At 61.5% G+C, this 13,154-nt stretch carries 8 protein-coding genes; 3 read left to right on the top strand and 5 right to left on the bottom strand.

Going from position 1 to position 13,154, the window contains the following annotated elements:
• Positions 1-380: 380 nt before the first annotated feature.
• The 3 genes from C8C92_RS22890 to C8C92_RS22880 form a co-directional block, all read right to left on the bottom strand.
• The gene (locus C8C92_RS22890) at positions 381-1,982 is read right to left on the bottom strand and encodes a SpoVR family protein (protein ID WP_099764441.1); all 1,602 of its coding nucleotides are present in this window, start codon (positions 1,980-1,982) and stop codon (positions 381-383) included.
• On the bottom strand, positions 1,982-3,250 hold the full coding sequence (locus tag C8C92_RS22885) for a YeaH/YhbH family protein (RefSeq protein WP_116745320.1): 1,269 nt from the start codon (positions 3,248-3,250) through the stop codon (positions 1,982-1,984). The genes C8C92_RS22890 and C8C92_RS22885 overlap by 1 nt, the downstream gene beginning before the upstream one ends.
• Before the next feature lie 72 nt (positions 3,251-3,322).
• Positions 3,323-5,245, bottom strand: a complete 1,923-nt coding sequence (locus tag C8C92_RS22880) for a PrkA family serine protein kinase (protein WP_099762459.1) — start codon at positions 5,243-5,245, stop codon at positions 3,323-3,325.
• Positions 5,246-5,822: 577 nt separating this feature from the next.
• Here C8C92_RS22880 and C8C92_RS22875 point away from each other — a divergent pair.
• Positions 5,823-6,854 (top strand): adenosine deaminase, encoded by a 1,032-nt coding sequence (locus C8C92_RS22875; protein WP_116745319.1) that lies wholly within the window; start codon positions 5,823-5,825, stop codon positions 6,852-6,854.
• A gap of 23 nt (positions 6,855-6,877) precedes the next feature.
• Entirely contained in the window at positions 6,878-9,409 is a 2,532-nt protein-coding gene (locus C8C92_RS22870) for an FtsX-like permease family protein (RefSeq protein WP_116745318.1), read from the top strand.
• An 8-nt stretch (positions 9,410-9,417) separates the two neighbouring features.
• On the opposite strand, the gene C8C92_RS22865 is transcribed toward C8C92_RS22870, so the two are convergent.
• On the bottom strand, positions 9,418-10,425 hold the full coding sequence (locus C8C92_RS22865; protein WP_116745317.1) for a response regulator: 1,008 nt from the start codon (positions 10,423-10,425) through the stop codon (positions 9,418-9,420).
• A gap of 3 nt (positions 10,426-10,428) precedes the next feature.
• On the bottom strand, positions 10,429-11,727 hold the full coding sequence (locus C8C92_RS22860; RefSeq protein ID WP_243420330.1) for a HAMP domain-containing sensor histidine kinase: 1,299 nt from the start codon (positions 11,725-11,727) through the stop codon (positions 10,429-10,431).
• 174 nt (positions 11,728-11,901) lie between these two features.
• Here C8C92_RS22860 and cqsA point away from each other — a divergent pair, with 174 nt between their 5' ends.
• Positions 11,902-13,146: an alpha-hydroxyketone-type quorum-sensing autoinducer synthase gene (gene cqsA, locus C8C92_RS22855; protein WP_116745315.1), complete on the top strand. Its 1,245-nt coding sequence runs from the start codon at positions 11,902-11,904 to the stop codon at positions 13,144-13,146.
• Positions 13,147-13,154: the final 8 nt, after the last annotated feature.

Raw genomic sequence — 13,154 nt, 5'->3', positions numbered from 1 at the left:
TTGCGCCCTGAAAACGTACTTGCTTATGTCATCTTTGCACGCTTTCGGACATAAAAAAAGGCGGTCTTATCGGTTTTTTACAGCCGTTCTGGGCGACTACTGCTAAGTTCTCCGATGTGCCCATATGACGGAATTATATTTCGTGATAATCAATATGGAAACCGCTAAATTTGGAGAAAAATATTTCTCCTAGGAAATATTTTGCCTCTGAACCAGACCACTTCGCCATACGCGCGCACCAATCGGGTGCGAAAGGAACTTCACCCAGGTCAAAAAAGACGCTCCTGGCGGCCGTTTCGACGTCGCCAGGCCATACTGAATTCCTATGGCGGCATAGGATGCGCTTATGTTCTTGCTAAAATGGTTGCCAAGAAGGCTACTTATGGCCTTGCCGGCGCATCGTCGCGCCGGTTGCGCTTCTCGCGCCGGCAATTCAGGGTGCCCAGGACGACACCCTGCGGATCGACCGTATCGAGGTGCACATCGAAGCCCCACAGCCGTGCCACGTGTTTGAGCACTTCGACTGCCTGCTGGTTCAGCGGGCGGCGCTGGAATTGCGTGTGGCGCAGGGTCAATGCACGGTCGTCGCGCGTATTCACGGACCAGACCTGGATGTTCGGCTCGCGGTTGCCCAGGTTGTACTGCTCGGCCAGCTGCTGGCGCACGTAGCGGTAGCCGGCATCGTCGTGGATGGCGGAAATGGCCAGTTTTTCATTCTTGTCGTCGTCGAGGACGGCAAAGAAATGGAATTCGCGGATCAGCCGCGGCGACAGATACTGGGCGATGAAGCTTTCATCCTTGAAATTGCGCATGGCAAAGTCCAGGCTCTTGCGCCAGTCGCTGCCGGCAATGTCGGGGAACCAGGCGCGGTCTTCGTCCGTCGGATGCTCGCAGATGCGGCGGATGTCGCTCATCATGGCAAAACCCAGCGCATACGGGTTGATGCCGCTGTAATACGGGCTGTCGATGGGCGGCTGGTAGACCACGTTGGTATGGCTTTTCAGGAATTCCATCATGAAGCCGTCGCCCACCACGCCTTCGTCATACAGCTGGTTCAATATCGTGTAGTGCCAGAAGGTGGCCCAGCCTTCGTTCATGACCTGGGTTTGCCGCTGCGGATAGAAATACTGGGAAATCTTGCGCACGATGCGCACCATCTCGCGCTGCCACGGTTCCAGCAGCGGCGCGTACTTCTCTATAAAGTACAGCAGGTTTTCCTCGGCTTCGGGCGGGAAGCGGGGGGCGGCCTTGCGCTGCTCATCCTCGTCCTCGTCCTCCTCGCGCCGGGGCAGGGTACGCCACAGCTGGTTGATCTGCGACTGCACATACGCTTCGCGCTCTTTCTGGCGCGCATATTCCTTCTCCATCGACAGTTTCGCCGGGCGCTTGTAGCGGTCCACGCCATAGTTCTGGATGGCGTGGCACGAGTCGAGCAGCAATTCCACCGCATCGACGCCATGGCGCTGCTCGCATTCGGCGATGTAATTCTTGGCAAACACCATATAGTCGATGATGGCGTCCGCATCCGTCCAGGCGCGGAACAGATAGTTGCCCTTGAAGAAGGAGTTGTGGCCGTAGGCCGCATGCGCGATCACCAGCGACTGCATGGTCAGGCTGTTTTCCTCCATTAAATAGGCGATGCACGGGTTCGAGTTGATGACGATCTCGTAGGCCAGGCCCATCTGGCCCCGTTTGTAGCTTTTCTCGGTGGAAAGAAAATGCTTGCCGAACGACCAGTGGTTGTACGAGACAGGCATGCCGACCGAGGTGTAGGCATCCATCATCTGCTCGGCCGTGATGATTTCCAGCTGGTTCGGATAGGTGTCCAGGCCGAACTGCTTCGCCACTCTGCGGATTTCCTCGTGGATTTGCTCGATCAGTTCGAACGTCCATTCCGACTGCTCGGGCAGGGCGTTCGGGTGGCGCAGGCGCACGAACGGTTCGCCCGGAGTGTTGCTGGCGCGGTCAAAGGCTGCACTCATCATTTCACCTGTTTCTTGAACAGTTCGCGGAAGACCGGGTAGATATCGGCCGGCGTGACGATCTTTTGCATGGCGAAATGGGCGTGATGGTCGAGCACGCCCGCATATTGCTCCCACAGGTTTTGCTGCGGGCCGTCGGTGATCTCGACATAGGTGTAGTACTGCACCTTGGGCAGGATGGTGTTGATCAGCAACTGGCGGCACAGCACGGAATCGTTGTCCCAGTTATCGCCGTCGGACGCCTGCGCCACATAGCTGTTCCATTGCCCGGCGCCATAGCGTTCGTCGATGATGGTATTGAGCAAGTTCAGCGCGGACGACACCACGGTGCCGCCCGACTCGCGCGAATTGAAGAATTCATGCTCGTCCACTTCCGCCGCCGCCGTATGGTGGCGGATGAAGACCACCTCGATCTTGTCGTAGGCGCGCTTGAGGAACAGATACAAGAGGATGAAGAAGCGCTTGGCCGTGTCCTTGCGCGATTCGTCCATGGAGCCGGAGACGTCCATGATGCAAAACATGACGGCTTGCGTCATCGGTTTGGGCACCTTGATGCGATTGCTGTAGCGCAAGTCGAACGGGTCGATGAAGGGGATCGCCAGCAGGCGCGTGTGCAGGTGGTGGATCACGCGGCGCAGTTCCAGCACCAGCGCGTCGTCCTCGGCGGCGCCGTCGAGCAGCAGGGCGGCCAGGTCTTCCTCGGCCTGCGCCAGCTGCTTGCGGGCGCCGCCGCCGACGGCGATGCGCCGGCCCAGCGCACCGCGCAGGGAACGCAGCACATGGATGTTCGATGGCGTGCCCGACATATTGTAGCCGGCGCGCTGGTTCTTGAATTCGGTCGTGGCCGTCAGCTGGGTTTTCACCATGTGCGGCAATTCCAGGTCCTCGAAGAAATAGTTCATGAATTCTTCGCGCGACAATTCGAAGATGAAGTCGTCCTCCGTCGTCTCGTCGCTATTGCCCGCCTTGCCCCGCCCGCCGCCACCGCCGCCTTTCGGCCGGGCGATCTGGTCGCCTTTCAGGTATTCCTTGTTGCCGGGATTGACCACTTCCCATACGCCCCCATGCGCGTGGCCGAACGACGGTTCGCCCACGTCCTTGACGGGGATGCTGACCTTTTCGCCATTCTCGACGTCCGTGATCGAGCGCCCCTTGATGGCGCGCCCCACGGCATCCTTGATCTGGCCCTTGTAACGCCGCAGGAAACGCTCGCGGTTGACGGCGGATTTATTCTTGCTTTGCAAGCGCCTGTCGATGAGGTATGTCAAAGGGTGCCTCCTTGCCTCTCGTCTTGCGCGCCCCGCCAGTCGCCGGGCGGGAGCACGCCTCCGCTGTCCGCGCTAGGATGACTTGCGTACGCGCAAGTACCATTCGCATAACAGGCGTACCTGCTTGGCCGTATAGCCTTTTTCCACCATGCGGGCGACGAAGTCGGCGTGCTTGTTGGCATCGTCGGCGCTGGCCTTGGCATTGAAGGAAATCACGGGCAGCAATTCCTCCGTATTCGAGAACATCTTCTTTTCGATCACGGTGCGGAACTTTTCATAGCTGGTCCAGGCGGGATTCTTGCCGCCGTTCGAGGCCCGCGCGCGCAGCCCGAAGTTCACGATTTCGTTGCGGAAATCCTTCGGATTGGAAATGCCCGCCGGCTTCTCGATCTTTTCCAGTTCATTGTTCAGCGATTCGCGATCAAAACTTTCGCCCGTGTCCGGATCGCGGTATTCCTGGTCCTGTATCCAGAAATCGGCAAACGTCACGTAGCGGTCGAAAATGTTCTGGCCGTATTCCGAATAGCTTTCCAGGTACGCCGTCTGGATCTCCTTGCCGATGAATTCCACATAGCGTTGCGCCAGGTGCTCTTTAATATAGGAGAAGTAGCGCTGTTCGAGTTCCGGCGCGAACTGCTCGCGCTCGACCTGCTGTTCCAGTACATATAGTAGATGCACGGGATTGGCGGCCACTTCGGAATTGTCAAAGTTGAACACTTTCGACAGGATCTTGAAGGCAAAGCGCGTCGACAGGCCGTTCATGCCTTCGTCCACGCCCGCGTAATCGACGTATTCGTGCATGGATTTGGCTTTCGGGTCCGTATCCTTGAGGTTTTCGCCATCGTAGACGAGCATCTTCGAGAAAATGCTGGAGTTTTCCGGGTCTTTCAGGCGTGACAGGATGGCGAACTGCGCCATCATGCGCAGGGTGCCGGGCGCGCACGGGGCCTTGAAGAGCGAGGAATTGGCCACCAGCTTGTCGTAGATCTTGATTTCATCGGTCACGCGCAGGCAGTACGGCACCTTGACGATATAGATACGGTCAAGGAAGGCCTCGTTGTTGCGGTTGTTTTTAAACGTCTTCCATTCCGACTCGTTCGAGTGGGCCAGGATGATGCCGTCGAACGGAATCGCGCCAAAACCTTCCGTGCCCTTGTAATTGCCTTCCTGCGTGGCCGTCAGCAGCGGATGCAGCACCTTGATCGGTGCCTTGAACATTTCCACGAATTCCATCAAGCCCTGGTTGGCCAGGCACAGGCCGCCCGAATAGCTGTAGGCGTCCGGGTCGTCCTGCGCATAGTCTTCCAGCTTGCGGATGTCGACCTTGCCCACCAGCGAGGAAATATCCTGGTTGTTTTCATCGCCCGGCTCCGTTTTCGAGATGGCGATCTGTTTCAGCACGGAAGGATAGCGCTTGACGACGCGGAACTGGTTGATGTCGCCATTGTATTCATGCAGGCGTTTCACGGCCCACGGGCTGGGGATGTTGCGCAGGTAGCGGCGCGGGATGCCGTAATCCTCTTCCAGGATGGTGCCGTCTTCCTGCTCGTTGAACAGGCCCAGCGGCGATTCGTTGACGGGCGAGCCTTTCAGACAATAGAAGGGCACGTGTTCCATCAGCGACTTGAGTTTTTCCGCAATCGACGACTTGCCGCCGCCGACAGGCCCCAGCAGATACAGGATCTGCTTGCGTTCTTCCAGGCCTTGCGCGGCGTGGCGGAAATACGAGACGACTTGCTCGATGACTTCCTCGGTGCCGTAGAACTCGCGGAAGGCGGGATAGATCTTGATGACCTTGTTGGCGAAGATGCGCGACAATCGCGTGTCGTTGCGCGTGTCGACCAGCTGTGGCTCGCCGATGGCGGCCAGCATGCGTTCGGGCGCGCTGGCATACGTCAGCTTGTCCTTCTTGCACAGGGCCAGGTATTCGGTGAGCGACATTTCCTCTTCGCGGGTGCGCTCGTAGCGTGCTGCATAGTTATCAAAAATGGTCATGTCAATGTCCTTTAATGTAAACCTGAACTGCCAGTCACCATGGCCGCCCGCCTGGCACTCGCCTGGGCTCGCCGTCTGAACTTTTCCTGTACCGCGTACCGATTTTTATTGTTGTTTCAAGCCCGGCTGTCTTTGCGAGTCCGGATTGCCCGGACCAAAAAACTGGCGCTTGATGCCGTACGCTGACGTGGCCAGCCGGCTTTTTTTCACTGTTGATAGCGCTTGTTGCACCTACCATTACCCCATGAAATTTATTATTGCTCTAAAGGATCAGGAAGTCAAAAGATATGTCAGCATATCCTTAATACTTGTTTGTAAATTGTTGATTTAATTGGATAAATCATCAAATTTTTCATCGATTTCAATGAACCTTTTTGTCCCTTTTAAACCATCATACGACAATTCGCCAGCGCGTGCCGGTGCCGGCCATGGCGCTGCTGTCGCCGGCGCCCCGGCGGCCGCTCGCCGGTGCGGCCGGCCATCTTGCGCTAAGATGCCTGCATGTCTGATGGCCCTGCGCGCCGCGCGTGCGCGTGCGCGAGCCAGCATTGTTATCGTCACCCTATGAGGAACCCCCATGATGAACCCCCAATTGCGCGCGATCGTCCGCGGCATGCCGAAGGCCGAGTTGCATATCCATATCGAAGGCTCGCTGGAGCCAGAACTGATTTTCGCACTGGCCGAGCGCAATGGCGTGCCGCTGGGCTATGAATCGGTAGAACACTTGCGCAGCGCCTATGCTTTTACGGATTTACAGTCTTTTCTCGACATTTATTACGCTGGCGCAAGCGTCCTTCTGAAAGAGCAGGATTTCTATGACATGACGCAAGCCTATCTGCGCCGCGCCGAAGCCGATAACGTGCTGCACACGGAAATCTTCTTCGACCCGCAAACGCACACGGCGCGCGGCGTGCCGATTGCCGACGTGATCAACGGCATTCACCGCGCCTGCCAGGACAGCCCCGTCAGCGCGGCCCTGATCCTGTGTTTCCTGCGCCACCTGAGCGAGGAAGAAGCGTTCGAGACCCTGGAAGACGCGCTGCCGCACCGCGACAAATTCATCGGCATCGGCCTCGATTCCTCGGAAGTGGGCAACCCGCCCGAGAAATTTTCGCGCGTGTTTGCGCGTTGCCGCGAGCTGGGCCTGCACCTGGTGGCCCATGCGGGCGAGGAAGGTCCGCCAGCCTACATCCGCACGGCGCTCGACGACTTGAAAGTCGAACGCATCGACCATGGCGTGCGCTGCCTGGAAGACGCGGACCTGACGGCCCGCCTGGCGCGCGAACAGATCGCGCTGACCGTCTGCCCCTTGTCGAACACCAAGCTGCGCGTCTTCGACCAGATGCATGACCATAATCTGGTGCAATTGCTCGACGCCGGCCTGCTCGTGACGGTCAATTCCGACGACCCCGCGTATTTCGGCGGCTACATGAACGATAACTTCGACGCCATCTTCGACGCGCTGCCACTGGGCCTGTCCCACGCGCAGCGCCTGGCGCGCAACGGTTTTATTGCCGCCTTCCTGCCGCAGGCGCAAAAAGACGCGTTCCTCGCTACCGTCGATGCGTATTTCGCCCAGCACGCGGCCGCCCACGGCGCCGCGCAGTAAACCTGAATAAAGACCCGCCGCCCATGTTCCGCCTCTCCCTGAAAATGACCGGCCGCGACTGGCGCGCCGGGCAACTGCGTTTCCTGCTCGTCGCCCTGATCGTCGCCGTGGCGGCCCTGTCGGCCGTGGGCTTCTTCGTCGACCGTTTGCGCGCGGGCCTGAACCGCGACGCGCACCAGCTGCTGGGGGCCGACCTGGTCATCAGCGCCGACCAGCCCGTCAATGCGGCGTGGCGCGCCGAAGCGCAGAAGCGCGGATTCATCCTGGCCGATACGGTGACCTTTCCCAGCATGGCGCAGGCGGGAGAAGGTGAGCAGTCGCTGTCGCAGCTGGCGTCCATCAAGGCCGTCTCGCCCGGCTACCCGCAGCGGGGCAAGCTGAAAATCACCACCAAACTGAACGAAGCGCAGGATGCCGTGGGCCAGCCGACCAGCCAGGTACCGGCGCCGGGCACCGTGTGGGTCGACGCGGCGATTTTGTCCAGCCTGAACGCGAAACTGGGCGATACCTTGACCCTGGGCGACAAGGCATTTACCGTCACGCAACTGATCGCCAGCGAGCCGGACCGGGGCGCTTCCTTTTTGAACTTCGCTCCCCGCGTGATGTTGCCCTTGAGCGACCTGGCCGCCACGGCGCTGGTGCAGAACGGTTCGCGCGTGTCGTACCGGCTGCTGCTGTCGGCACCGCCCGCCAAGGCGGCCGAGCTTGCGCAATATCAAGCCTGGCTGGAAAGCCAGATCAAGACGCAGGCCATCAAGGGCGTGCGCATCGAATCGCTGGAATCGGGCAGTCCGCAGATGCAATCGACCCTGGACCGCGCCGACCGTTTTCTCTCGCTCGTCGGCCTGCTGTCGGCCATGCTGGCGGCCGTCGCCGTGGCCATGGCGGCGCGCCGCTTCATGCTGCGCCACCTGGATGCCTGCGCCATGCTGCGCTGCCTGGGCTTGACGCAAAACCAGGTCACGGCCATGTACGTGATCGAATTTTTACTGGTGGGCCTGGTGGGCAGCCTGATCGGCGTGATGGTGGGTTTCGGCGGCCATCTGGTGCTGCTGGAGCTGCTGGGCAAACTGGTGCAGAGCGACTTGCCGCCCGTCTCCCTGCTGCCCGCGCTGCAGGGCGTGGCCACCGGCATGCTGCTGTTGCTGGGCTTTGCCTTGCCGCCGATTTTGCAGTTGCGCAATGTTCCCCATAACCGCGTGATTCGCCGCGAGCAGGAGCCGCCGCAGGCGCTGGCTCTGGCCACCTATGGCCTGGGCATCGCCGCCTTCGTCGTGCTGCTGCTGTGGCAGGCGGGCGACGTGAAACTGGCGCTGCTGACGGCGGCCGGTTTCCTCGGCGGCTTCGCCCTGTTCGGCCTGGCCGGCTGGCTCGGCATCAAATCGCTGAAAACCCTGCGCGGCGCCTTCAATCACCAGGGCTGGCGCTTCGCCGTCACGTCCTTGCAGCGCCGTCCGGGCGCCACCGTGATCCAGGTGGTGTCGCTGGCGCTGGGCCTGATGGCCCTGCTGCTGCTGACGGTGGTGCGCGGCGACTTGATGGTGGCCTGGCGCAACGCCACGCCGCCGGACGCGCCGAACCGCTTCATGATCAATATCCTGCCGGAACAGAAAGACCCCATCGCCGCGCGCCTGGCGCAAGCCGGCGTGGCCAACGCACCTTTGTATCCGATGATACGCGGGCGCCTGGTGGCCGTGAACGGCAACGCCATCACGGAAACCACCTACGAGGATGACCGCGCCAAGGGCCTGGCCGAGCGCGAATTCAACCTGTCGACGATGGCCACGATGCAGGAAGAAAACAAGCTGGTGGCCGGCAAGTGGTTCGCCAATGCGCCCGGTGCACCAGCCGAGGCGTCGGTGGAGGAGGGCATCGCCAAGACCTTGAAATTGAAATTGGGCGACAAGCTGCGCTTCGACATCGCCGGCCAGCCCGTGGAGGCGGCGATCACGAGTTTGCGCAAGCTGGAATGGGGTTCGATGCGCGTCAACTTCTTTGTCATCATCAACCCGGCCGCCATGGCGGACACGCCGCAGACGTGGATCACGGCGTTCCACCTGCCGCCTGCGCAGGCGGACCTGGGTAACGCCTTGCTGCGCGACTATCCGAATTTGACGGTGGTCGACGTGGGTGGCGTGCTGAAGCAGATCCAGGGCGTGCTGGACCAGGTGGTCACGGCCGTCGAATTCCTCTTCGCGTTTACGCTGGCCTCGGGCTTGCTGGTGCTGTATGCGGCGCTGATGGGGTCGCAGGACGAGCGCACGCGCGAAGCGGGCCTGCTGCGCGCGCTGGGCGCCACGCGGCGCCAACTGGCGCAGGCACAGCTGATCGAATTCTCGCTCGTCGGCGCGTTGGCCGGCTTGCTGGCGGCCACGGGTGCGGCGGCCATGGGCTGGGCCCTGGCCACGTACCAGTTCAAGTTCGCCTGGAGCTTCGCACCGGGCGTGTGGGCGTTCGGCCTGCTGGCCGGCGCCCTGTGTGCCATCGCCGGCGGCTGGCTGGGCTTGCGCAATGTCTTGAAGCATCCGCCGCTGCAAACGCTACGGGAAGGCTAAGTTACCAACTACGCGCTGATGCTGTCGCCCGCGCCCGCGCGCAAAAATTGCGCATAGGACATGACTGGCTGCCCCAGTTGGTGCGCCGGCACGTCGAACAGGGCCCAGAAATACGTCACGCGGCCCAGGCAGATGGTGGGTGCGGCGCAGTAGCGGAACCAGTTTTCGCCGATGTGCGCCGCATACATGCCGTCGCTGTCGGCGTCGGAAAAGTACGGGATCACGCGCATTTCCAGCAGGGCAAGCAGCAGGGATTGCGGTGCGTCGCTGTCGCGCGCCATTTCATATTGCGTGTGCAGGCTGCGCTCGGTCTCGATGATCATCAGCCTGGCATGGCCGTCGCGCGTGAAGAACAGGATGCCGCAGGGATTGGGAAAGATGTAGAACTCGACGAAGCCATGGCGCTGGCACAGCTCGTACACGACGGCGGCCATGGCTTCGTCTTGCAGGAAAGCATAGTCGTGCAGCAATAGCAAGTCGCGCACGGTGTCCGATTGCTGCAGGAAGAATTCGCGTTGCAGGGCAACGATTTCCAGTTCCAGGATGTCGAGCGCATCGTCGTCGCTCTTCTTGATGTAGCGGTCGATCAAGCCCCGGTTGAAGGCCGTCACGGCTACTTTTTCATCGGCCGCCCCTGTAAATAAAATCTTCTTGCACGGCAAGTCGCGCACGGCCTGGCAAAATTCCAGGCCATTCATCTGCGGCATCGAATAATCGACCACCAGCACGGAGGGCACGGCAAAGCGCTGCGCCTGGCCGCTGATGCGCCAGATGCGTTCGAGGTCGAGCGCCACGTTGCGCTGGTCGGGCGGCAAGTTTTGCGTGTCGAAATTGACGTGCAGCGGTGTCTCGCCCAGTTGCGTGCTGTGGCGCAGCCAGTGCAAGGCGCTGCTGGTGTCGTGGAAAGTCTTGCGCGCCAGGCCGGGATCGAGCTGGAATGCCAGGCTTTTCAGGAAGGAATCGCTGTCGTCGATCAATACGGTCAGGGTCGGATGGGTGTAGACGGGCAGTTGCATGCGTCACCTCGCGCGGTGGATGGATGGAAAACGGGTGTGCGTGGGCACGGGCAGGGGCTGGGGAAATTCCAGCACGAAAATGGCATAGGCGCCTTCGCGCGCCACGCAGCGGATGCGCGCCTGCCAGGCTTGCATGATTTGCCGGCACAGGGCCAGGCCGATGCCGCTGCCGTTGTGCGCAGGATACGAATAGAAGCGGTCGAAGATCAGCGGCAGGCGGTTGGCCGCGATGCCGCAGCCCGTGTCGATGAACAGCAGGCGCGGCACGGGATGGGCGCCATCGATGATGATGCGCACGCGGCCCTTGCCGGCGCGGTGGATGCTTTTCAAGGCATTGCGCAGCAGGTTCAGCAGGATCACCACGCACAGTTCCGACTGGCCGGGAAACGTGAAATCGGCGCGTACCTCGACCTTGACGATCTCGCGCTGGGCCGTGCTGGTAAATGGATAGCGGCGCAGCACGGCCGCCACGCTGTCGTGCATGACCACCGCTTCGTTGGCTTCGAGCTTGCGATTGACGGCGCTGGCGCTGAGCAGGAACAAATCGATCATGTGGTGCATGTGGCGCACTTCGAACTGGATGCGCGCCAGCGCTTCCAGGCTGGCCGCGTCAGGCGGCTGGTCTTGCAGCTTGCGCTGCAGTCCGCGCACGTTCGCCTCGACGCTGACGAGGGGCGTGCGCAATTCGTGCGCCACGCTGCCCAGTCCGGCTGCCAGCCCGGCCAGTTTCTCTTGTGCGCCCACATGGCGCCCCACCTTGACCACCGACAGCACGGCAATCGTGAACCAGTGCACGGGCAATTGCTGCAAGACGTCGCCGCTGAGCAAAAAGGCGGGATCACCAAACACGGCAAACGCCAGGCAGGCCAGCAGGGTGCCGCTCAGGTAGGCCAGCACGGCGATGCGCGTATCGAAATGAAACAGCACGATCAGCGCCACCAGCAGTGAATGCATCCACAGCGCCGAGGCGTGGTTCATCAGGAACATGTACGTGAAGAAAAACGGCAGTTCGAAGGTCAGCCCCAGGAACAGGTACACGCTGAACCAGGTATTACTGAAGCGGTCGGGCCACAGCGCGGGCAGGAACAGCAGTGCCGCCACGCTGCGCAGCAGCGGCGATTCGTATTCTTGCGGAAAAAAATAATGCCACAGCGCGTAGTACAGGGGCATGCCCAGCGCGCCGATGACGGCCAGGGTGCGCACCTGCGCGCGCCGCACGGGTGTGTGTTCGATGGCGTCGTGGAAATGCAGGAAAGGCTGGAGCAGCTTGCCTTGCCACCGTTTTCCGGAAGGGGACTGCACGTGCATCATGATCAGGGGACGTGTTCGTTGAGGCGTGTCAATGCAACATGATCGGCGGGTTCCTTCCTTATCAGCAGAATATCGGCATAACTGTTGAGCTGTATCAAACTCTTGCCGGATGGCTCGCGCATGTTGGACGCGGTAGTTCCCCCCGCAACCAATCAGGAGTGCCCTATGTCACACGCCATTTTCCCCCTGTCGTCCCCTGCCATCCATGCCGAACAACAGATGCCTGCCTTCGTGCGCGCACGCATGGATGAACATTACGTCGAACGCATCGAGAAGCTGCTCGGTGGCGAACACCTGCATGAATGGCAAGCCATGCCCGCGCGTGCGGTCATGCTGGCAGGTAATGATTACCTGAACATCGCCGGCGAGACCGTGCTGCTGGCGGCCCAGGCGCGCGTCTTGCAAGGCGGCGGCGCCATGCTGATGTCGTCCGTGTTCCTGCAGGAAGGCAGCCGCCAGCACCGGCTCGAACAAAAATTTGCGGACTATCTCGGCAGCGAAGCCTGTGTGCTGGCGCAGTCGGGCTGGGCCGCCAACGTGGGTTTGCTGCAAAGCCTGGCCGGGCCCGGCATCCCCGTCTACCTGGACATGCAGGCGCACGCCTCGCTGTGGGAAGGGGTGCAATCGGCGCAAGCCGTGCCCGTGGCCTTCCTGCATAACGATGGCGCCCACCTGCAGCGCCAGCTCGACAAGCATGGCCCCGGCATCATCGTCGTCGATGCGCTGTACAGCACGAATGGCAGCGTGGCGCCGCTGCTGGAAATGGTGGAAATCGCCGAGCGCAGCGGCAGCATGCTGATCGTCGACGAGTCGCACTCGCTGGGCACGCACGGCCCGCAGGGCGCGGGCCTGGTGGCCGAGCTGGGCCTGGCCGGGCGCGTGCATTTCCGCACGGCGTCGCTGGCCAAGGCGTTTGCGGGGCGCGCGGGGCTGATCACCTGTTCGGCCCGCTTCAAGGGCTATTTCCTGTCCGCCTCGCGGCCCGCCATCTTCAGCTCCTGCCTGCTGGAACACGAGCTGGCGTGGTTCGATGCGGCGCTCGATTTCATCCGCGCCGCCGATGCCCGCCGCGCCGCCTTGCGCCGCCACAGCGTGCAGCTGCGCCAGGGTCTGGCTGAGCTTGGCTACAACGTCAGCGACGGCACCGAGCAAATCATCGCGCTGGAAGCGGGCACTGAACCCGACACCCTGATCCTGCGCAAGGCGCTGGAGCGGCACGGCATCTACGGCGCCGTGTTCTGTGCGCCGGCCACGCCGAAGAACCGCTCGCTGGTGCGCCTGACCCTGAATGCGGGCTTGCGCGAAGACGAGTGCGCCAGAGTGCTGGCCGCCTGCGCCGCCATCCGCGACGAGACGGGCATGGCGCGCTGGCCGTCGACGCGGCGTTTGCGCAAGCTGGCGCTGGTGTAAGGAGCGGG

The organism is Janthinobacterium sp. 78 (assembly GCF_003096775.1).
GTDB lineage: Bacteria > Pseudomonadota > Gammaproteobacteria > Burkholderiales > Burkholderiaceae_D > Janthinobacterium > Janthinobacterium tructae.
The sequence above is the reverse complement of the archived record's forward strand: the minus strand, read 5'-3'. Positions and strand labels throughout refer to the sequence as shown.

What these genes read in the sequence shown, in the direction of transcription:
- C8C92_RS22890 (WP_099764441.1), bottom strand. Translation starts at nt 1,982, where the DNA reads ATGAGTGCAGCCTTTGACCGCGCCAGCAACACTCCGGGCGAACCGTTC.
- C8C92_RS22880 (WP_099762459.1), bottom strand. Translation starts at nt 5,245, where the DNA reads ATGACCATTTTTGATAACTATGCAGCACGCTACGAGCGCACCCGCGAA.
- C8C92_RS22875 (WP_116745319.1), top strand. Translation starts at nt 5,823, where the DNA reads ATGATGAACCCCCAATTGCGCGCGATCGTCCGCGGCATGCCGAAGGCC.
- C8C92_RS22870 (WP_116745318.1), top strand. Translation starts at nt 6,878, where the DNA reads ATGTTCCGCCTCTCCCTGAAAATGACCGGCCGCGACTGGCGCGCCGGG.
- C8C92_RS22865 (WP_116745317.1), bottom strand. Translation starts at nt 10,425, where the DNA reads ATGCAACTGCCCGTCTACACCCATCCGACCCTGACCGTATTGATCGAC.
- cqsA (WP_116745315.1), top strand. Translation starts at nt 11,902, where the DNA reads ATGTCACACGCCATTTTCCCCCTGTCGTCCCCTGCCATCCATGCCGAA.